Genomic DNA, 20095 nt, shown 5'->3' on the forward strand with positions numbered 1-20095 from the left:
TTGCAACGGAGCGTTCATGGCCGGTAAGGTTTTTCGTGTCGATGCGAAAGCAGTCCTAACGCTCGGGCGTAATAGCATTAAGGATCACACGACCGCCGTGGTCGAATTGATCAAAAACGCTTATGACGCTGATGCAGACACAGTAGAGCTATCGATCATGTCCAGCGCGGACGGCCACGGCCAAGTCCGAATTTCGGACAATGGACACGGCATGTCGGATAGCGACATTGAAAACGCCTGGCTGAGGATCGGATTTTCTGAGAAGGTCGAGAATAAAACTTCCGCACAGTTCGGGCGCAGGAAGACTGGTGAAAAAGGTATTGGACGACTGTCTGCTGATCGCCTCGGATCGATACTAGAGCTACGTACTAGGCGTAGAGGGGCCCGAGCTACCGGCATTCAAATTGATTGGACCAAGTTCGAGCAACCCGGAAAGGAAATCGGAGAGATACAGCTTCCGCCATTATCCAATTCCAATCCTAAAGTACCCAAACGCCGTATCGGGACAGTCCAGGGGTACGGGACCGAACTCATAATCAGTGAGCTACGACAAGAATGGACGGCCGCTGATATAGCCAAACTATATAAAGAGCTCTCGCTTCTACTTCCGCCGTACTCCAGCCTTGCAAAGACGTTCCTAATTCGACTCTCCAATAACATTGACGTCGAATATAACGGAACAATTCAGTTTGGCGGCAGCGCGAAAGGAGAGATCGAACTGTCGGCGGCCTTGAATAAAGAAGGACTGCTTTCCTATAGAATTCAGCACTTTTCTCCCGGGAATCGAAGTAAGCGAAAAACCGTCGCAAGAACTATTACCTGGGAGTCCATGGCGGCGGACGTACCCAAGAAGAAAGGCAAAGAATCGTATCAACTAGGGGAAGTGAAAATACGGTTGTCCTACTTTGTCAGGCGGGCAGATCTGCTGGAAGGAACCGGACTGAAGTTAAGCCAGCTACGGGCATATCTAGATCGAAACGCGGGTGTCCGTATATATCGCGATATGGTAAGAGTTAAACCATATGGCGATCCCGCTAGTGGAGAAGCTGATTGGCTAGGACTCGGGGAGCGGAAGATAAGTGACCCTGCCGGCGCAAGAAGAAGCAGCTTCAAGATTGGTCCGAATCAACTTGTGGGCGTGGTATTTGCCGGTCGCGACACGAGCCCTGAGCTCATAGACAGCTCCTCAAGAGAGGGACTCATCGAGAATGATGCATTTAGACAGTTAAAAACCGTACTGATGCGCTGCATAAACCTCATTGAATCTAAATACCATGAGATAAACAAGGAAAATCCGCGGCCGGGGACTAAAGCGGGACGAGCTAAAGCCTCAGTGAAGAGTCTAACAGGCAACCTTTCATCATTGACAGTAGAGCTATCCGAACTTCAAGGGAAGGTCGGTGACGATCTACGCCATGAGTTCGCAGCAGTTGCAGAGCAAATAAGCCAGGTAATCCAGCAGGCCCAGGCGACGCAGAGAGACATAGAAGAATTAGCGGATCAGAATACGGTTTTTCGCGGCTTAGCTACGGTAGGAATAGCGTCCGCGATCTTCGGCCACGAGACGTCCACTTCCATTATTCAGGCAGGCACCAAGGTCCGGATTGCACGCCAACTTATCGCAAAAACTCCGCCCGACATCCCCCGCATCTCCGAGCGCCTCAACGACGCGAGCGGTTATATGGACCGCATAGCGAGTTGGGGGAAGTTCTCGCTTAGTAGAGTCAATAAAGATAAACGCCAAAAGCGAAAAATATCAGTCTCGAAGCTCGTAGAGGAGATATTGAATGAACTGGAAGGGCCTATGAGCAGTAGTGATGTGGAGCTTAAGAGAATTATCAGCTTAGACGTTGAGGCTCGGACGTTTCCAATGGACGTCGAGGCGGTGCTAATTAATTTTGTGACCAACGCTTATCACGAAGTGAAGCGTCATCAAGGCGATCGGGTCATTCGCGTCAAACTATCTGAACGAAAGGTCGGGCAACGAGCCGGGTTCGATCTTAGCGTATCGGACAACGGTGACGGCATTCCGGCCGAGTTCACGGAAAGTATTTGGGAACCGCTGTTTTCTACCAAAACAGACGCTAGAGGAAGAGCAACAGGAACAGGGCTCGGCCTCGCGATTGTTAAATCCGCCGTCGAAGAGCTCGGAGGAGAGGTAAGCGTAAAACCAAAAGGTCCGCTCGGTGGAGCGCAGTTCAGCGCCTGGTTTCCAGGAGGGGTTTAATGACTCTGAAAATTCTAATTGTCGACGACCGGAACGACGTGAGATCTGACTTACGTGAGTTAATCGAACTAAATCTCCCAGACGGCACTGAGATCGAAGTCATTGATATATTCCCACTCGACGAAATCCGGGCGTACGCCTCTTTTATTCTCGAGCATGACGTATGCGCGCTGCTACTTGACGAGCAGCTTGGCGAACGGAAGAACCCTGAAACCGGCGCCCACATCTCATACTATGGCCATGATGTAATCGAGTGTCTACGCGATGCTTTACCCGACTTTCCAGTCTACATCGTGACCACCTTTGGCATCGCTTCCGACCTTGTGGCTAAGGAAGCAGAATTTGAAGATCTAATCGAGAGGGACTTGATCCTACAAAAGCCGGAGATGTATACAAATAGGATAAAGCGAGCAGCTTCTCGATTCCAGGAGGCAATGCATCGCCATTTAGAAAGGTTAAATACTCTGACCTTAAAGGCAGCGCACGGTAATCTATCTCCAGAAGAACAAAGCACCCTAGCTAGCATTAGACAACTTCTCGGGCTCCCATTCACTGGCGATTCTGACCTCGTCGTGTCCGATTTGATCGCGGAAGGGCGTTTGTTAGCGAATAAATCAGAGCAGCTGTTGGATAGAATTCTTCAAGGTCAGCAATGACAATGACTTGGCGACGAATAGACAAAACGCAGTCCCCTGTTCCCACATCTGGCGACTATCGTTCATGGAAACCATTACTTGCACGCGAGGGGCGACTTCAGTGCGTTTACTGCTGTATACCTGAGAGTCGATTCGGAGGGATCCGAAACTTCCACGTCGAGCATTACAGACCTCAGTCACTATTTCCGAGACTTCGCAACGACTATCTGAACCTTTTTTACGCTTGCGGAATCTGCAACGTTTTCAAAAGCGATGATTGGCCGGCGGATCACCTTCAAGGGGATCTTTCACATCCCGCATATCCCGACCCTTCTCAGGTTGACTATGGCAGCTTCTTGACGATCGACGAGTCAACCGGCGAGGTGAGCGGCTCGGGAATCTTGGGCCGATACATAGTCGAGCGGCTGCACCTGAATCGCCCGCAAATGGTAGCTATACGGAAGCTGACGCAATTGTTTGCGCGTATTGCGCGATTTCATGAGTCAATGACGAGTTTACTGGAGGAAAGCAAGATTCCGACCGAACTCAAAGACGACGTAATAAAGGTTCTGTTGGATATAAATAAACTCACATTGCGATATGCGACAGCTCGCCCTTACGCTAGCGATCAGCTAAGGTGACTTATCTAGGCCCGGCGGCTGGTTGCGCTCCTATTCTTCTCATAAGCGGCCCTCACCGCTTCCTCCATACTCGCAGCATCTGAAAGACTAGCTATGAAGGATACTGGATGGGGCAAGGGGAGTCGGTCGAGTTCAAAGATAGAGACATTGCTCGACCCTGATATAGCGCGAAAGACTTGATTGACGCAACGTGTGTTTAGCAAGGCTGCCAACAAGTTAGAGTCTAGAGCATCGTCGCGAACGGCCCTAAGCACTATGACGTGATTTTCGCAGACGAAGCCCCCATGTTGTTTGAGGAACTCGTTTGGCACCGACGCCGCCACCAGTCGGCTGCGCTGATCGCTTGAGGTCAGGCGCTGGAGAATTACTGCCTGCCCTCTGATGATGCAGTTTTCTGATCGGTTTTGCAATTGAACAAAACGTTCAGCACTTCGATGCCCCGCCGTTCGTCCATGCACAAATGTCCCTTCTGGAGAAATATCGGTCGCCCAAATAAGTGGCAGAACTAAACCGGCGTCTATCTCGGACGGGGACACGGCTAGCCTAGTCCTCTTGTCTCGATATGCGACCAGACTGCCTATGGTAGCCTGATATCCGTAGTCGCCGATTCTCGACCGGCTTGTGCTTACCAACGTTATCCACTGCGCATCCTCTGCGGATCTAGGTATAGGCCACGGATTACCGTAGGAAGGCATGGCAAGGTGTCCCACTACCGTAAACTTGCCCCCGCTTTCCAGCAAGTTTATCTCGGTGGCAGATTTTGTCGGACGACGATTATCCCTCACCTTAAGAATGGTAACCGCGGTCTCTTGCTCCACGTTCATGAAGACCGATTTTCTGTCGCTCAGCATATCGATTTGTAGCGCGTCGCAACTCGCAAGTAACTTCTCGCGCAGAAGCATGAACGATCGACCGGACAAAAAGCTGGTCGGAGTAAGCAAGCCGATTAGGCCACCTTCCGCTACGAGTTGGAGAGCTCTATTCATGAAAAGCCCATAAACGTTCGGCTGCCCGTCAATCACATCACTATGCAGAGGGCGATAACGGGTTACCTCCGACCGCTTTAGCTTTCGGTACGGCGGATTCAAGGCGAGGACATGGGGCTTGAGACTACGCAGGCTTGAAGCAGTTAGCCCATCACCGCAACACAGTCGAATTTGTGGCTTAACACCGGTCGCTTCAATCAAAGGATAAAGTGACATTCCAAGGAAGGTGCTTGATAGCTGGAGCAGCAATGGGTCTAGATCATTACCCGAAAGGTTTTTTTCGATCCTCTCTATCTGTTTTTTTGGACTGACTCCGGCATTCGTCAGCTCTTTCGTCATGCGCTGCGCTATAGGCACTAGAAAGGCGGCACCTCCACATGCAGGGTCATGCCAATGGTGCCCGGTAAGCGACGCCCCATGCTTGAGAAGGTTATCGATTACGCGCTCTGCCATCATAGGTGGCGTAAAGAACAGCGCCTGTTGAGCCTGTGCCGTTTCACCCACCCACAGCGCATACGCGCTGGCCAGCCAAAACGCGGCCTCATTGAATGGCTGCTCCAATAGCCAATCAACGAACTCGCGTACAGCCTTATCCTTTATTAGTGCCACGCACGCAAACGGCACCTTATCAGGCAGAAGAAGAGGAAAGCGCTTCTCACACCAGAGATACAGTATGGCGAGTACTAATCGTCGCGGATTTTTCGGCTGGCTGCTTGCGAAGGTTCGAAGTCTACTAACTTGTCGGCGAAACTTTAAACGAGCAGCAGGGATCACCATCATCCGGAATGTGTTATTTTGATTGTCAAACGCCAGAGCAATTAGTGCTTATTTTGCGTGGACCCTTCATTCGTTGACAGCCTTCTTTTCACCGTCGGCACAGCGCCGGTTTATTCGTTGAGCATGCTAAGTAACCAATCGAGCAATCGCAACGTCTAGACTTCGTGACCGCGGTCCTTTGCATAGAGGAAAGGCCGGCCAACCACGATACAGCACAGCACTATATACAGCAGCGCCGCCGCTTAGTGGTATCTACGAGATCAAAACGGAATATCGTCATCCATATCCGCCAAATTAGCTCCACCCGCCGGCGCAGCCGCGGGCGCCGCCGGCCTCTGCGGAGCCGGACGCGAAGCCGGCGCAGCCCGCTGCTGACGCGGCGCACCGCCTTCCTCGAACCCGCCGCCTCCACCGTAGCCGCCCTCACCGCCACCTTCACGCCCACCCAGCATCTGCATCTGGTCAGCGACGATCTCGGTGCTGTAGCGGTCCGCACCCGTATCCTTATCCTGCCACTTGCGCGTCTTCAAGCGCCCTTCGATATACACCGACCGGCCCTTGCGCAGGTACTCGCCGGCGATCTCAGCCAGCCGGTTGTACATGACGACCCGGTGCCACTCCGTTTCTTCCCGCTTCTCGCCCGACGCCTTGTCCTTCCACTGCGAGGTGGTTGCGATGGAGACGTTGCAGATGGCCGCGCCGTCCGGGCTGTAGCGCACTTCTGGGTCGCGACCCAGGTTGCCGACGATGATGACTTTATTGACCGATGCCATGCCGATACCCCTGTGTATTGGCCACCCGGCCGCGGGCGCGGCGGGGTGTACAACAACAACTAAGATGTTCCTAAGACCTGCTTCATGAAACACGCCGGTCTGCGGAAACGAAGACCGGCGCACTAAAGAAGCCCTGATTGAGCGTCATTATCGGCGATAAGCCGGGCAACCTCAAACGGCCACCGTGCCCAAACCATCACGCCTCAAAGGGCCGGATCACACGGTGCCGAGCCAGCAGCAACGCCCGCCGACGCACAGCCGCAGCCGCAACCAGCCACAGCACGCACCACCCTACTGCTCCACTTTCGCCCCCACCGCCTTCATCCCCCACCCCACCACCAACCAAGCAACCGCCAACCCCGCCGCCAGCCAGAACACTCCCGCCGCCCCCGCCTGCGAAGCCATCCACCCGCCCAACGCCCCGCCGCTAAACAACCCCGCCGCCTGCGCAGTGTTGTAGTACCCCAGCGCCAGCCCCTTGTACGCCGCCGGCGCCATGCGCGACACCAGCGAAGGCTGCAGCGCCTCCAGCACGTTGAACGCCACGAAGAACCCGGTCAGCCCCACCGCCAGCGGGTAGAACCCATGCGACGCCGCGGGCAGCAGCGCACACACGGCCGCCAACCCGGCCACGCACCACAGCAGCGCCCCGCGATGCGCGCGTCGCTTCTCGGCCACGAACACCACCGGCACCATCAGCACGAAAGACACCAGGATGATGGGCAGGTACACCTTCCACAGTTCCTGCGTGGCCAGCCCGCCCGCCTGCGCCAGCAAGGCCGGCGACACGACGAACAACGACACCTGGATGAAGTGCAGGCAGTACACGCCGAAGTTCAGCCGCAGCAGGTCGCCATGCAGCAGCACCGCCCCCGGGCGCTCGGCGCGCATGTTGCGCGACGATCCCAGCGGCACCACGGGCACGACCCAGCGCGCCACGGCGATACTGGCCACGCCCAGGCAGGCGATGGTCCAGAACAATCCCGGCAGGCCCCACCAGCCCACCAGCAGCGGCCCCAATATCAGCGACAGCGCGAACGACAGCCCGATGGATCCGCCCACCATGGCCATAGCACGGGTGCGCACCTCGTCGCGCGTGGAATCGGCCAGCCAGGCCGTGACGGCCGCTGAGATGGCGCCGGCGCCCTGTATGGCGCGGCCGATGGTGATCCAGAACACGTCGTCCGCCAGCGCGCACACCACGCTGCCGGCCACGAACAACAGCAGGCCGAACAGCACCACGGGGCGGCGCCCCCAGCGGTCGGAAGCCAGGCCGAACGGAATCTGCATCACGGCCTGGGTCAGGCCATACATGCCCAGGGCCAGGCCGACGCGTGCCGGGTCCTCTCCGCCGGGAAGCCCACGCGCCGCCACGGCGAACACGGGCAGCAGCAGAAACAACCCCAGCATGCGACAGGCGAACAGGCCGGCCAGCGCCACGCTGGCGCGGCGCTCGGATGGGGTCAGTTTCAGCTTGGGGACGGCCGGCATGCGGTCAATTTGTAGTTATGCGGGTGCCTGCGGCAGCGCGCCAGCCGGCATGGGCAGGCGCGCCGCCGACTCCGGACGAGGCCCGCCCCTTGCACGCGGCGGGATGACGTCCGAACGCGCGAAGGTTCGGCGCGCTATAGTACCAAGTTGGCCTTTGAAACTGCTTAATCCGCCCAGGATGCCGATGGATGCGATTCGAATAAGGGGTGCGCGCACCCACAACCTGAAGAACGTATCGCTGGACCTGCCGCGCCACCAGCTGGTGGTCGTGACGGGCCTGTCCGGATCGGGCAAGTCCTCGCTGGCATTCGACACCCTTTATGCCGAGGGCCAGCGCCGCTATGTGGAAAGCCTGTCGGCTTACGCGCGCCAGTTCCTCCAGCTGATGGACAAGCCCGATGTGGACCTGATCGAGGGCCTATCGCCCGCGATCTCCATCGAACAGAAGGCGTCCAGCCACAATCCGCGTTCCACGGTCGGCACGATCACCGAAATCCACGACTACCTGCGCCTGCTGTACGCGCGGGTGGGCACGCCCTATTGCCCCGATCACGGCCTGCCGCTGCAGGCGCAGAACGTCAGCCAGATGGTGGACGGTGTCCTGGCCTGGGCTGCGGAAACACGCCTGGCGGTGCTGGCGCCCATCGCCCGCGCCCGCAAGGGCAGTTTCGAGGACGAGTGCGCCAGCCTGCAGGCGCAGGGCTATGTGCGGCTGCGCGTGGACGGGCAGATGGTCGAAATCGACGCCATGCCCGCGCTGAAAAAGACCGAGAAGCACGACATCGACGTGGTGATCGACCGCCTGCGCATCCGCCCGGAAAGCAAGCAGCGCCTGGCGGAAAGCTTCGAGACGGCGCTGCAGCTGGCCGACGGCCGCGCCATCGCGCTGGACATGGACAGCGGACGCGAGCAGATTTTCTCAAGCCGCTATGCCTGTCCGGTGTGCAGCCACAGCCTGCCCGAGCTGGAGCCGCGGCTGTTCAGCTTCAACAATCCCATGGGCGCCTGCCCCACCTGCGACGGCATCGGCCAGGTGGGATTCTTCGATCCCAAGCGCGTGGTGGCGTTTCCCGAACTCAGCCTGGCGGCGGGCGCGATCCGCGGCTGGGATCGCCGCAACTCGTTCACGCACACGCTGCTGACCAGCCTGGCGGCGCATTACGGCTTCGACATCGACACGCCGTTCGAGAACCTGCCGGACGATATCCGCGAGAAAGTGCTGCACGGCTCGGGCGAGGAAGAGATCCAGTTCTTCTACCTCAACGAGAAGGGCCGCAGCACGGTGAAGCGGCATCCGTTCGAGGGCGTCATCCCTAACCTGGAACGCCGCTGGCGCGAGACGGACTCGGCCAATGTGCGCGAGGAACTGGGCAAGTACCGCAACATCAAGACCTGTCCCGATTGCGCGGGCTCGCGCCTGCGCGCCGAGGCGCGGCACGTGCTCATCGGCGATGACCCTCGCGGCGGCGAACGCCACGGCCAGGCCATCTTCGAGGTCGAGGCGATGCCGCTGTCGGCCTGCCTGGAGTGGTTCCGCGCGCTGGCGCTGACGGGCGCCAAGCAGGAAATCGCCCAGCGCATCGTGCGCGAGATCGAGGCGCGGCTCAGCTTCCTGAACAATGTGGGGCTGAACTATCTGTCGCTGGACCGCAGCGCCGACACCATTTCGGGCGGCGAGGCGCAGCGCATCCGGCTGGCCAGCCAGATCGGGTCGGGCCTGACGGGCGTGATGTACGTGCTGGACGAACCGTCCATCGGCCTGCACCAGCGCGACAACGACCGCCTGATCGGCACGCTGCAGCACCTGCGCGACCTGGGCAACAGCGTGATCGTGGTCGAGCACGACGAAGACATGATTCGCTCGGCCGATTGGGTGGTGGACATGGGCCCGGGCGCGGGCGAGCACGGCGGTCAGGTGGTGGCGCAGGGCACGCCGGCCTCCATCGAGAAAGACGATCAGTCCCTCACGGGCCAATATCTCAGCGGCCGGCGCGCCATCGACGTGCCCAAGCGCCGCGCCTTCGGCGACGACCAGCCGTGGCTCACGCTGTCGGGCGCGTCGGGCAACAACCTGAAGAACGTCACGCTGCGCGTGCCGGCGGGCAAGCTGGTGTGCGTGACGGGCGTGTCGGGTTCGGGCAAGTCGACGGTGGTGAACGACACGCTGGCGGTGGCCGCGGCGCGCCAGCTGAATCACGCGCAGGGCGAGCCGGCGCCGTATGCCTCTATCACGGGCCTGGAGCATTTCGACAAGATCATCAACGTCGACCAAAGCCCCATCGGCCGCACGCCGCGCAGCAACCCGGCCACGTACACGGGCCTGTTCACGCCCATCCGCGAACTGTTCGCGGGCGTGCCCGAGGCCCGCGCGCGCGGATACGATCCGGGCCGCTTCAGCTTCAACGTGAAGGGCGGCCGCTGCGAGGCGTGCCAGGGCGACGGCGTGGTCAAGGTCGAGATGCACTTCCTGCCCGACATGTACGTGCCGTGCGACGTTTGTCATGGCAAACGATATAACCGCGAGACGCTGGAGATCCGCTATCGCGGCCGCAACATCAGCGAGGTGCTGGACCTGACGGTGGAACAGGCGCTGGAATACTTCGAGTCCGTGCCCGCCATCGCGCGCAAGCTGCACACGCTGGTGGACGTGGGCCTGTCGTATATCCGCCTGGGGCAAAGCGCCACCACCCTGTCGGGCGGCGAGGCGCAGCGCGTGAAGCTGTCGCAGGAGTTGTCCAAGCGCAGCACGGGCCGCACGCTGTACATCCTGGACGAACCCACCACGGGCCTGCACTTCCGCGACATCGAACTGCTGTTGAAGGTGCTGAACCAGCTGGTCGACAGCGGCAATACGGTGCTGATCATCGAGCACAACCTGGACGTGATCAAGACGGCGGACTGGCTGGTGGATATGGGGCCCGAAGGCGGCGACGGCGGCGGACGGGTGGTGGCGCAGGGTACGCCCGAAGAGGTGGCGGACAACCCGGACAGCCATACCGGCCACTATCTGGCGCGCGTGTTGCGGCGCACATAAAGGGCTTGGCCCGCAGTACACTGATCCGACCCACGGCTTGCTCGCGAGATCCGACATGTACACCCTGATCATCGGCAACAAGAATTACTCGTCCTGGTCGCTGCGCGCGTGGCTGGCCCTGCGCGCCGGCGGCATCCCCTTCAAAGAGCAGAAGGTGGGGCTTTTTACCGATGAGTTCGCCCGCACGCTGGGCGGCGTCACGCCGGCCGGCCTGGTGCCGGTGTTGCTGGACGGCAGCTTCGCGGTATGGGATTCGCTGGCCATCTGCGAATACGTGGCCGAACGCCATCCCGAGGCGCAGCTGTGGCCTGCCGATGCCCGCGCCCGGGCCCGCGCGCGCTCGCTGGCCGCGCAGATGCACAGCGGTTTTTCGCAGCTGCGCAACCTGCTGCCGATGAACGTGGAAGCGCTGCTGCCCGGCGTGGACATCACCGAGGCGCAGCAGGACATCTCGCGCATCCAGGCCATCTGGCAGGACACGCGCGCCGAGTTCGGCCGCGACGGCCCCTTCCTGTTCGGGCGGTTCAGCATCACCGATGCCTTCTACGCCCCCGTGGTGTCGCGCTTCGTCACGTATGGCGTGCCGGCGGCCGGCCCGGTGCGCGAGTACATGGACGCGGTGCTGGCGCTGCCCGCCATGCAGGAATGGACCCGCGACGCCTGCGCCGAGGCCACCTTCGTGCCGGCCGACGAGCCCTATCGCACCCAGCGCTGATCCGGCAAATTACGGCTGCAGGCCAAAAGTACCGGCAATTAAGCTGTACGTCAGAAATATGACGGCTGGTATAAGATGGGCTATTCCGGCGCACGGCCTCGGGCCGCGCGCTTTGGCATTGGCCCGGGTGGCTGGCGGAATCACAAGTTCCGGCTCGTCGCCGTAAACCGCGATCCCATGGATCATGATCAAGAGTTACGCATTGCCAGCGCTCTCTACGAGGGCGTGACCGATGCCAGCCGCTGGCAGGAAGCCCTGCAACTGACCGCCCACGCCCTGGATACCGAGCGCGGGGCCATTCTGGCGCGCCACCAGCGCACGGGCCGCATCCTGGTCAGCGACGTGGTCGGCAACGACCCGGCCATGGTCGACGAGTACGAAGCCCACTACCACGAGCAGGACATCGTCAACGCGGTGTCGCACCGCATCCCCACCGGGGGCTCCTTCCTGGACCAGCGCGACAGCGCCGAGGCCATGCGCGATACGCCGTTCTACAACGACTTCCTGCGCCGCCACGGCGTGGGTTCGCTGATGATGGCGTTTCCGGTGCGCCAGGAAGGCATGGAGCACCTGGTGTCGTTCCAGCGCGACCGCGAGCGCGGCGCCTTCGACGTCCAGCACGAAGAAAACCTCAAGCGCCTGGTGCCCCACCTGCAGCGCGCCATCGAGCTGCGGCTGAAGCTGCGCTCGCTGGAGCGGCAGGTGGCCTGGAGTTCCGCCGCGCTCGAGGCCTTCTCCACCCCCATCCTGTTGCTGGATCCCGGCGGCCGCCTGCTTGGCGCCAACCACACCGCCCAGCATTGGTACGCGCGCCACGTCAACCGGCTGCGCGGCTGCGCCGAATGGCACCGGGTGCTGGCCACGGCCACGGGCGCGCTCGGCGCGCCGCGCGCGGCCGGCTATCGCATGAGCGACGAGGCCGGCTATGTGGTGGCGGTGCCGGCGCCGGCCGCGCATGCGCACGGCCTGCCTGACGGCCCGATCGCGCTGGTGGTGGTGCACCCCGAGCGCCTGCACACGCCCGTGCAGCACGACGTGCTGAAAGACCTGTTCCATTTCAGCCAGGCCGAGTGCCGCCTGCTGGACTGTCTGATGCTGGGACAGCCCATGGCGCAGGCCGCGGCCACACTGGGCATCGCCATGGAGACGGCGCGCTCGCAGACGAAGTCGATGCTGCAGAAGACGGGAACACATCGGCAGGCCGAATTGCTGCGCCTGGCCTCGATGCTTCAAGGTCCGGCCTGAGACCGGGCAGCAGCGGAGCGACCGCAATCGCAGAACGCACATAGCGCGTCGGCGAGCAATCACTCGATCGATGTAGGACGTAGGGATGGGCAGAAAAGGCCCCGCCCGACCGGAAGTACCATGGTGCCCCATTTGGCATTCCGGTGGGCGGGCAAGCACGGCGAATGTGCCCGGTGATCTTATTCGGTTGGTCCTACATCCGCATCCCCCGTTTGGGGGATAGGTCTGTCAACACTATCAGCTCATGTCGAATAGCCGACGATGCTCGCGGATGGCATAGCGATCGGTCATTCCGGCGATGTAGTCGGCGATGGCGCGCGCCTGCGCCGTGGCGTCGTCGCGGCGGTAATCGGGCGGCAACAGGCGAGGATCGTCGAGGAACGCGCCATACATGTCACGCACGATGCGGCGCGCCTTCGTGGTCATGCGCACCACCTGATAGTGGCGGTACAGGTTGTGGAAGAGGAAGCGCTTGAGCTCGTCGGCTTCCTGCCGCACCTCGTCTGAAAAGCCCGCCAACGCGGGCGCCTGGCGCACGGCATCCGCGCTGTCGGGTGCGTGCTGTCGCACGCGTGCCAGCGTGGTGGCGGTAAGGTCGGTGATGAGCGTGTTGATCATCCGCCGTATGGTTTCGGCGATGGCGCGGCGCGAGGGAATGCCCGGATGCAGGCGCATCACTTCGGCATGATGGCGCGCGAAGATGGCGACCTGCTGCATCTGCTCCAGCGTGATCAGCCCCGAGCGCAGGCCGTCGTCGATGTCGTGGTTGTTGTAGGCCACCTCGTCTGCCAGATTGGCCACCTGGGCCTCGAGCGAAGGCTGGGTGCGTTCCAGGAAGCGCAGGCCCACATCGCCCAGCTGGCGCGCGTGCGCCGCCGAGCAGTGCTTCAGTATGCCTTCGCGGGTTTCGAAGCACAGGTTCAGGCCGTTGAACTCCGCGTAGCGCTCTTCGAGCTCATCGACTACGCGCAGGCTTTGCAGGTTGTGCTCGAAGCCGCCGGCCTGCGGCGCCAGTTCGTGCATGCAGGCATTCAGCTCGTCCTGCCCGGCGTGGCCGAAAGGCGTATGGCCCAGGTCATGCGCCAGCGCGATGGCTTCGGTAAGGTCTTCGGACAGGCCCAGGTTGCGCGCCAGCGTGCGCGCGATCTGCGCCACTTCCAGGCTATGGGTGAGACGGGTGCGGAACAGGTCGCCTTCGTGATTGACGAAGACCTGCGTCTTGTACTCCAGGCGGCGGAACGCCGTGCAGTGCACGATGCGATCGCGGTCGCGCTGGAACTCGGTGCGGTTGGTGGCCGGCGGCTCGGCGTGCGCGCGGCCGCGGGTTCGATCGGGGTGACAAGCGTAGACGGCCAGTGGTGTCATCGGCAATCTCGCCTCGGGGTCATGCGACGGTGCGCTTCAACACGTCGCGCACGGCATCGTCCGGCGCCGTGCGGCTTACGGCCTGCCCGATGCGCGGCATCAGCACGAATTTGATCTCGCCGCCTTCGGCCTTCTTGTCGACCTGCATCAGCGACAGCCAGCGCTCGGCGCCCAGGTCGGGCGCGGTGACGGGACATCCGATGGCGGCCACCAGCTTGCGCACGCGATCCACGTCGGCCCGCGGAAAACCGGTGACCAGCGCGGACAGCTCGGCGGCCTGCACCATGCCGCATCCCACGGCCTCGCCGTGCAGCCATACGCCATAGCCCAGGCCCGACTCGATGGCGTGGCCGAACGTGTGGCCCAGGTTGAGAATGGCGCGCAGGCCGGACTCGCGCTCGTCCTTGCCCACCACCTGCGCCTTCAGCTCGCACGAGCGGCGGATGGCATGGGCCAGCGCGTCGCGGTCGAGCGCGCGCAGCGCCGCGGCATGGGCCTCGCACCATTGCCAGAATTCGGGGTCGAGGATCAGCCCATACTTGATGACCTCGGCCAGCCCGGCCGATATCTCGCGGGCGGGCAGCGTGCGCAGCACGTCGGTGTCGATCTCCACCGCGATGGGCTGGTGGAACGCGCCGATCATGTTCTTGCCCAGCGGATGGTTGACGGCGGTCTTGCCGCCCACCGACGAATCGACCTGCGCCAGCACCGTGGTGGGCACCTGCACGAAGCGGATTCCGCGCATGTACACGGCCGCGGCAAACCCCGTCATGTCGCCGATGACGCCGCCGCCCAGCGCCACCAGCACGGCGCGTCGGTCGCAGCGGTTCTCGAGCAGGCCGTCGAAGATCAGGTTCAGCGTCTGCCAGTCTTTGTGCGCCTCGCCGTCGGGCAGGTCGATGCGAAGCACGCGCTTGCCCGTACGCTGCAGCGCGGCCACGGCGCGCGCGCCGTAGAGTTCACCCACGACGGGATTGGTGACGACGACGATGGAGGTGGCGTCGGCGGGAATGCAGGCGTCCAGGCTGTCGAGCCGGCCCGGCCCGATGTGGATGGGATAGCGCCCGCCGGGAGTGTCGACGTCGACGACCACGGTCATTGTTGGGCCTCGTAGGCTTGCAGCTTGGGAATGAGCGACTTCACCAGGTTTGCGACCGGCGTGCAGCCGGTGTCGACGACCAGGTGCGCCGCCTCTTGGTATAGCGGCTCGCGCAGGGTAAGCAGCTGGCGCAGCGTGCCGCGCGGATCGGCGGTGGCCAGCAGCGGCCGGTTGCGGTCGCGGCACGTCCGGCGGTAGAGTTCGTCAACGCTGGCGCGCAAATACACCACCACACCGCGCTCGCGCAGCAGGCGCCGGTTTTCTTCAGACAGGATGGCGCCGCCACCCGTGGCAAGTACGATGGCCCGGCGTTGAGTACACTCTTGCAGCGCATTCGCCTCGCGCCGGCGAAAACCGGTCTCACCCTCGATCTCGAATATCACCGGGACCCTCACGCCGCAGCGCGATTCCAGCTCATGATCCAGGTCGACGAATTCGCGGCCCAACGTGCGCGCCAGGCCACGCCCTATGGTGGTCTTGCCCGCGCCCATCATGCCCACCAGGAAAATGGGCAGGTCATACGGCAGGCTGGCGGTCTGCGCGGCGCAGGGCGTCGCGCGCGCATCCGCGCACGGGGCGTCTGTCGGGCCGACGTCGTCCGTGGACGCGCAGGAGTTCGCAAAAACATTCATGGCGGCATTATCCCATTGCCGCCAGTTGCCCGCTTACCACACCGGAACTATTTTGTTACAGAAACCGGTGAGCAGGTCTGAGAGTCTAAAAGAGATAACCGTAAAATCGCCGCGATGAGCAAGCGCCAGAATTCTTCGAAGCAGGACCAGCCCGCCCACGGCGGCTCGCCGATTTTGCGGTTTTTCGTCAAGACCGGCATTCTGCTGGGCGGCCTGGCGCTGTGCGGCGTGCTGCTGGCCGGCATGGCTCTGGCCCTGGCCTGGCCCAACCTGCCCGACCTGCACGCCATGACCGATTACCGGCCGCGCGTGCCGCTGCGCGTCTACACGGCCGACCGCGTGCTCATCGGCGAGTTCGGCGAAGAGCGCCGCAACGTGCTGCGCTTCAACGAGATTCCCGACGTGATGAAGTCGGCGGTGCTGGCCGCGGAAGACGACCGCTTCTACCAGCACGGCGGCATCGACTGGGCGGGCGTGATCCGCGCCGGCCTCACCAACATCATCAACATGTCGAAGACGCAGGGCGCCAGCACGATCACGATGCAGGTGGCGCGCAACTTCTACCTGTCGTCAGAGAAGACCTATTCGCGCAAGTTCTACGAACTGCTGCTCACCTTCAAGATCGAATCGCAGCTCACCAAGGACCAGATCCTCGAGCTGTACATGAACCAGATCTACCTGGGGCATCGCGCGTATGGCTTCGCCGCGGCGTCGCGCACGTACTTCGGCAAGCCGCTGTCGCAGGTCACGCCGGCCGAGGCGGCCATGCTGGCCGGCATCCCCAAGGCTCCGTCGCGCTTCAATCCGCTGTCCAACCGCCCCCGCGCCGAACTGCGCCAGCGCTACGTGCTGGGCCGCATGTATTCGCTGGGCTACCTGACCGAGGCCGAGTACAAGGAAGCATCGGCGCAGCAGCTGGTGCTCAAGTCCATGGACCCCACGGCCGGCGGCACCTACGGCATCCACGGCGAGTACGTGGCCGAGCTGGCCCGCCAGCTGCTGTACAACGTGTACCAGGACAACCTGTACTCGCGCGGCATCAACGTGTACACCACGGTGATGTCCAAGGACCAGGAAGTGGCCTACAACGCGGTGCGCGACGGCGTGCTCGAGTACACGCGCCGCGCGCCCTATCCCGGTCCCGAAGACCAGCTCGACCTGCCTGCCGGCATCGAGAACGACCCGCAGGCGCTCGACGAGTTCCTGGACGGCGTGTTCGACAAGTACAGCGACAGCGCCGACCTGCTGACCGGCGTGGTGCTGTCGGCCAGTCCCACCGAGATCAAGGTGGCGCGCAGTTCACGCGAGATCATCACCGTCAACGACAAGAAGGCGCTGGGCATCGTGGCGCGCGCGCTGGGCGACAAGGCCAAGGCCGATATCCGCATCAAGCGCGGCTCGGTGGTCTACGTGCACAAGAACGGCGAGTACTGGGAAGTGATCAACTTCCCGGGCGTGCAGGCGGCCTTCGTGTCCATGGTGCCGCAGGACGGCGCGATCCGCTCGCTGGTGGGCGGCTTCGATTTCTTCCGCGGCAATTTCAACCGCGTCACGCAGGCATGGCGCCAGCCGGGCTCGAACATCAAGCCCTTCATCTACGCCGCCTCGCTCGAACGCGGCCTGACGCCCAGCACGCAGATCTCCGACCAGCCCTTCGAACTCAGCGCCGCGCAGACCGGCTCGAAGGCCTGGCATCCGAAGAACTACGGCAACCAGTACGAGCCCATGCTGACCATGCGGCAGGCGCTGTACAAGTCCAAGAACATGGTGTCGATCCGCATCCTGCAGGCCATCGGCCCGCAGTACGCGCAGGACTACCTGACCCGCTTCGGCTTCGACAAGAGCCGCCAGCCGGCGGTGCTGCCGCTGGCGCTGGGCGCGGGCTCGGTCACGCCGCTGCAGCTGGCCGGCGCCTACGCGGTGTTCGCCAACGGCGGCTATCGCATCACGCCCTACCTGATCGAGCGCGTCACCGACAGCTCGGGCAAGATCCTGATGCAGTCCAAGCCGCCGGTCGCGGGCGACGCCTCGGTGCGCGCCATCGATCCGCGCACGGCCTTCGTGGTGGACGACATGCTGCGCGGCGTGGCCACCAGCGGCACGGCGGCGCGCGCGCGCGCCACGCTCAAGCGCGGCGACGTGGCCGGCAAGACGGGCACCACCAACGAATCGGTGGACGCGTGGTTCTCGGGATATACGCCCACGCTGGTGGGCACGGCGTGGCTGGGCTATGACCAGCCGCGCTCGCTGGGTTCGCGCGAGACGGGCGGCGGCGTGGCCATGCCCATCTGGCTGGAATACATGCAGGAAATGCTGAAGGGCGTGCCCGAGAACAAAGAGCGCAATCGTCCCGAAGGCCTGCTGGTCGAAGGCGGCGAGTACTACTTCGCCGAGTATCCGCCGGGCCAGGCCGTGGCCTCGCTGGGGCTGGGCGCCTCGCCCACGACGACGCAGCAGAGCGACTCGCTGGGCGACTTCCTGAACGGCCTGCGCGAGCCCGAGATCCGTGCCGCGCCGGGCGTGGGCACGCGCGGCAACCAGACCTGGTCGCAGGACATCCCGTTCTGATGCAAAGGGCCGCCTCGGGCGGCCCTGTGTTTATACGCGCACCGTCACCGGCTGGCCCGCCGCTTCGGAACAGATCTGCGACAGCGCCTCGGGCAGGTCGGGGCCGCCGCGGGTGTCCTTCCAGTGCTGGCCGTCGTAGCGGTAATGGAAACCGCCGGTGCGCGCGGCCACCCAGAGTTCCTGCATGGCAGCCTGCGAATTGACGACAACGTGCGTGCCGTCCTCGAACACCAGCGTCAGCACGTTGCCGCTGCGGCTGGCCTCGACGTCCACGTCCAGCGAAGCCGTCCAGTCGTCAGCCTGGCTCTCGATGCTGTCCAGCACCTGGTCGATCAACGCAAGAAATTCGGTTTCGGTCATAATTCCATCTGCACGATTTACGGAGTTGCCTGTGTCCCATCCGGCCCGCAGCCGCACGGTTCTACGCATTGTAGCCACGCTGGCCGCCGCCAGTTTGCTGGCCGCGTGCGGCTTCAAGGGGCCGCTGTACCTGCCGCCCGCCGAAGGCCAGTCGGCCTCCGACGCGCGCACCGCGCCGCAGCCGCCCACCCAGCCCGGCATCCGCAATTCGCCCCAGCTTCCCTCTCCCAGCACCCTGCCCCGATGAACGCCCCCGCCTCCACGACCCGGCCCGAACTGGCCGGTCATCCGCATTTTCATTACCGCGACGGCGTGCTGCACGCAGAAGGCGTGGCGCTGGACAAGCTGGCCGCCGAACTGGGCACCCCGCTGTACGTGTACTCGCGCGCCGCGCTGGCCGCCGCGCTGGGCTCGTATCGCGACGCCATCGGCGATCGCCCCGTGCTGGTCTGCTTCGGCATGAAGGCCAATTCCAACCTGGCGGTGCTGAAAGAATTCGCGCGGCTCGGCGCGGGCTTCGACATTGTGTCGGGCGGCGAGCTGCAGCGCGTGCTGGCCGTGGGCGGCGATCCCTCCCGCGTGGTGTTCTCGGGCGTGGGCAAGCAGGCCTGGGAGATGCGTGCCGCCATCGAGGCGGGCGTCATGTGCTTCAACGTCGAATCGCAGGCCGAACTGCGCCGCCTGTCGCAGGTGGCGCACGAAATGGGCCAGACCGCGCGCGTGTCGCTGCGCGTGAATCCCGACGTGGACGCGCAGACGCACCCGTACATCTCCACCGGCCTGAAGGAAAACAAGTTCGGCATCGCCATCGAGTCGGCGCTGGACGCCTACAGGCTGGCCGCCTCGCTGCCCGGCCTGGAAGTGGTCGGCGTCGACTGCCACATCGGCTCGCAGCTTACCGACATCAGCCCCTACTTCGATGCCTTGGAAAAGCTGCTGGACCTGATCAGCCAGCTGGCCGAGGAAGGCATCACGATTTCGCACCTCGACCTGGGCGGCGGCCTGGGCATCCGCTATACCGACGAGATTCCGCCCTCGCCCAAGGCGCTGCTGGACGGCGTGTTCGCCCGCCTGCAGGCGCGCGGCCTGGGCCACCTGCACCTGGTGCTCGAGCCCGGCCGGTCGCTCGTGGGCAATGCCGGCCTGCTGCTGACCACGGTGCAATACCTGAAGCACGCCGAGGCCCGCAACTTCGCCATCGTGGACGCGGCCATGAACGACCTGCTGCGCCCCTCGCTGTACGAGGCCTATCACGGCCTGCGCGCGGTGCGGCCGCGCCAGGGCGATGAACAAGAGTACGACGTGGTCGGCCCCGTATGCGAAAGCGGCGACTGGCTGGCGCGCCAGCGCCGGTTGTCGGTGCAGGAAGGCGACGTGCTGGCGCTGGAATCGGCCGGCGCCTACGGCATGGTCATGGCCAGCAACTACAACTCGCGCGGCCGCCCGGCCGAGGTGATGGTGGATGGCGACAAGTACTACGTGGTGCGGCAGCGCGAAACGCTGGCGGACCTGATCCGGGGCGAATCCACGCTGCCTTGAGCAAGGCA

Annotated in this window: 15 protein-coding genes; 8 read left to right on the forward strand and 7 right to left on the reverse strand. The window is 62.9% G+C overall.

Features of this window, described 5'->3' with window-relative positions; all coding sequences use genetic code 11:
* Positions 1-16 precede the first annotated feature (16 nt).
* Both CAL15_RS23355 and CAL15_RS24480 read left to right on the forward strand, forming a co-directional pair.
* Positions 17-2227: a sensor histidine kinase gene (locus CAL15_RS23355; RefSeq protein ID WP_086080690.1), complete on the forward strand. Its 2211-nt coding sequence runs from the start codon at positions 17-19 to the stop codon at positions 2225-2227.
* Entirely contained in the window at positions 2227-2883 is a 657-nt protein-coding gene (locus CAL15_RS24480) for a hypothetical protein (protein WP_157666726.1), read from the forward strand. The genes CAL15_RS23355 and CAL15_RS24480 overlap by 1 nt, the downstream gene beginning before the upstream one ends.
* Positions 2884-3508: 625 nt before the next feature.
* On the opposite strand, the gene CAL15_RS23360 is transcribed toward CAL15_RS24480, so the two are convergent.
* The 3 genes from CAL15_RS23360 to CAL15_RS23370 form a co-directional block, all read right to left on the reverse strand.
* Complete coding sequence (locus tag CAL15_RS23360; RefSeq protein ID WP_086080691.1) at positions 3509-5269, reverse strand: Eco57I restriction-modification methylase domain-containing protein; 1761 nt, start codon at positions 5267-5269, stop codon at positions 3509-3511.
* A 257-nt stretch (positions 5270-5526) separates the two neighbouring features.
* Positions 5527-6039, reverse strand: coding sequence for a single-stranded DNA-binding protein (gene ssb / locus CAL15_RS23365; RefSeq protein WP_086080692.1), 513 nt, complete (start codon positions 6037-6039; stop codon positions 5527-5529).
* A gap of 291 nt (positions 6040-6330) precedes the next feature.
* Positions 6331-7530 (reverse strand): MFS transporter, encoded by a 1200-nt coding sequence (locus tag CAL15_RS23370; RefSeq protein ID WP_086080693.1) that lies wholly within the window; start codon positions 7528-7530, stop codon positions 6331-6333.
* Between the two features lie 184 nt (positions 7531-7714).
* Here CAL15_RS23370 and uvrA point away from each other — a divergent pair, with 184 nt between their 5' ends.
* The 3 genes from uvrA to CAL15_RS23385 all read left to right on the forward strand — a co-directional run bounded on the left by uvrA (position 7715) and on the right by CAL15_RS23385 (position 12524).
* A complete protein-coding gene (gene uvrA / locus CAL15_RS23375) occupies positions 7715-10564 on the forward strand; it encodes an excinuclease ABC subunit UvrA (protein WP_086080694.1) in 2850 nt (949 codons plus the stop codon).
* Between the two features lie 55 nt (positions 10565-10619).
* On the forward strand, positions 10620-11279 hold the full coding sequence (locus tag CAL15_RS23380) for a glutathione S-transferase family protein (RefSeq protein ID WP_086080695.1): 660 nt from the start codon (positions 10620-10622) through the stop codon (positions 11277-11279).
* 177 nt (positions 11280-11456) lie between these two features.
* Positions 11457-12524 carry a helix-turn-helix transcriptional regulator gene (locus tag CAL15_RS23385; protein WP_086080696.1) on the forward strand — a complete coding sequence of 356 codons (1068 nt, stop codon included), beginning with the start codon at positions 11457-11459 and terminating at the stop codon, positions 12522-12524.
* A 237-nt stretch (positions 12525-12761) separates the two neighbouring features.
* On the opposite strand, the gene CAL15_RS23390 is transcribed toward CAL15_RS23385, so the two are convergent.
* The 3 genes from CAL15_RS23390 to CAL15_RS23400 are packed head-to-tail and all read right to left on the reverse strand — an operon-like array spanning position 12762 to position 15620.
* Positions 12762-13889 (reverse strand): deoxyguanosinetriphosphate triphosphohydrolase, encoded by a 1128-nt coding sequence (locus CAL15_RS23390; protein ID WP_086080697.1) that lies wholly within the window; start codon positions 13887-13889, stop codon positions 12762-12764.
* Positions 13890-13908: 19 nt separating this feature from the next.
* Positions 13909-14988 (reverse strand): 3-dehydroquinate synthase, encoded by a 1080-nt coding sequence (aroB, locus tag CAL15_RS23395; protein ID WP_086080698.1) that lies wholly within the window; start codon positions 14986-14988, stop codon positions 13909-13911.
* Entirely contained in the window at positions 14985-15620 is a 636-nt protein-coding gene (locus CAL15_RS23400; RefSeq protein ID WP_086080699.1) for a shikimate kinase, read from the reverse strand. The genes aroB and CAL15_RS23400 overlap by 4 nt, the downstream gene beginning before the upstream one ends.
* 114 nt (positions 15621-15734) lie before the next feature.
* Between CAL15_RS23400 and CAL15_RS23405 the strand changes: the two genes are divergently transcribed.
* On the forward strand, positions 15735-18188 hold the full coding sequence (locus CAL15_RS23405) for a penicillin-binding protein 1A (RefSeq protein WP_086080700.1): 2454 nt from the start codon (positions 15735-15737) through the stop codon (positions 18186-18188).
* Between the two features lie 30 nt (positions 18189-18218).
* Here the strand turns inward: CAL15_RS23405 and cyaY are convergent, their stop codons facing one another.
* The gene (cyaY, locus tag CAL15_RS23410; RefSeq protein ID WP_086080701.1) at positions 18219-18548 is read right to left on the reverse strand and encodes an iron donor protein CyaY; all 330 of its coding nucleotides are present in this window, start codon (positions 18546-18548) and stop codon (positions 18219-18221) included.
* 31 nt (positions 18549-18579) lie between these two features.
* Here cyaY and lptM point away from each other — a divergent pair, with 31 nt between their 5' ends.
* Both lptM and lysA read left to right on the forward strand, forming a co-directional pair.
* Positions 18580-18795, forward strand: a complete 216-nt coding sequence (gene lptM, locus CAL15_RS23415; protein ID WP_086080702.1) for an LPS translocon maturation chaperone LptM — start codon at positions 18580-18582, stop codon at positions 18793-18795.
* On the forward strand, positions 18792-20087 hold the full coding sequence (gene lysA, locus CAL15_RS23420; RefSeq protein ID WP_086080703.1) for a diaminopimelate decarboxylase: 1296 nt from the start codon (positions 18792-18794) through the stop codon (positions 20085-20087). The genes lptM and lysA overlap by 4 nt, the downstream gene beginning before the upstream one ends.
* The last annotated feature ends 8 nt before the right edge of the window (positions 20088-20095 follow it).

It is taken from the genome of Bordetella genomosp. 13 (assembly GCF_002119665.1).
GTDB lineage: Bacteria > Pseudomonadota > Gammaproteobacteria > Burkholderiales > Burkholderiaceae_B > Bordetella.

Bases quoted from the DNA above. Each gene is read 5' to 3' on its own strand.
- CAL15_RS23390 (WP_086080697.1), bottom strand. From the start codon at position 13,889: ATGACACCACTGGCCGTCTACGCTTGTCACCCCGATCGAACCCGCGGC.
- CAL15_RS23360 (WP_086080691.1), bottom strand. From the start codon at position 5,269: ATGATGGTGATCCCTGCTGCTCGTTTAAAGTTTCGCCGACAAGTTAGT.
- aroB (WP_086080698.1), bottom strand. From the start codon at position 14,988: ATGACCGTGGTCGTCGACGTCGACACTCCCGGCGGGCGCTATCCCATC.
- CAL15_RS23380 (WP_086080695.1), top strand. From the start codon at position 10,620: ATGTACACCCTGATCATCGGCAACAAGAATTACTCGTCCTGGTCGCTG.
- CAL15_RS23385 (WP_086080696.1), top strand. From the start codon at position 11,457: ATGGATCATGATCAAGAGTTACGCATTGCCAGCGCTCTCTACGAGGGC.
- uvrA (WP_086080694.1), top strand. From the start codon at position 7,715: ATGGATGCGATTCGAATAAGGGGTGCGCGCACCCACAACCTGAAGAAC.
- cyaY (WP_086080701.1), bottom strand. From the start codon at position 18,548: ATGACCGAAACCGAATTTCTTGCGTTGATCGACCAGGTGCTGGACAGC.
- ssb (WP_086080692.1), bottom strand. From the start codon at position 6,039: ATGGCATCGGTCAATAAAGTCATCATCGTCGGCAACCTGGGTCGCGAC.
- CAL15_RS23370 (WP_086080693.1), bottom strand. From the start codon at position 7,530: ATGCCGGCCGTCCCCAAGCTGAAACTGACCCCATCCGAGCGCCGCGCC.
- CAL15_RS23355 (WP_086080690.1), top strand. From the start codon at position 17: ATGGCCGGTAAGGTTTTTCGTGTCGATGCGAAAGCAGTCCTAACGCTC.
- CAL15_RS23405 (WP_086080700.1), top strand. From the start codon at position 15,735: ATGAGCAAGCGCCAGAATTCTTCGAAGCAGGACCAGCCCGCCCACGGC.
- CAL15_RS24480 (WP_157666726.1), top strand. From the start codon at position 2,227: ATGACTCTGAAAATTCTAATTGTCGACGACCGGAACGACGTGAGATCT.
- lysA (WP_086080703.1), top strand. From the start codon at position 18,792: ATGAACGCCCCCGCCTCCACGACCCGGCCCGAACTGGCCGGTCATCCG.
- CAL15_RS23400 (WP_086080699.1), bottom strand. From the start codon at position 15,620: ATGAATGTTTTTGCGAACTCCTGCGCGTCCACGGACGACGTCGGCCCG.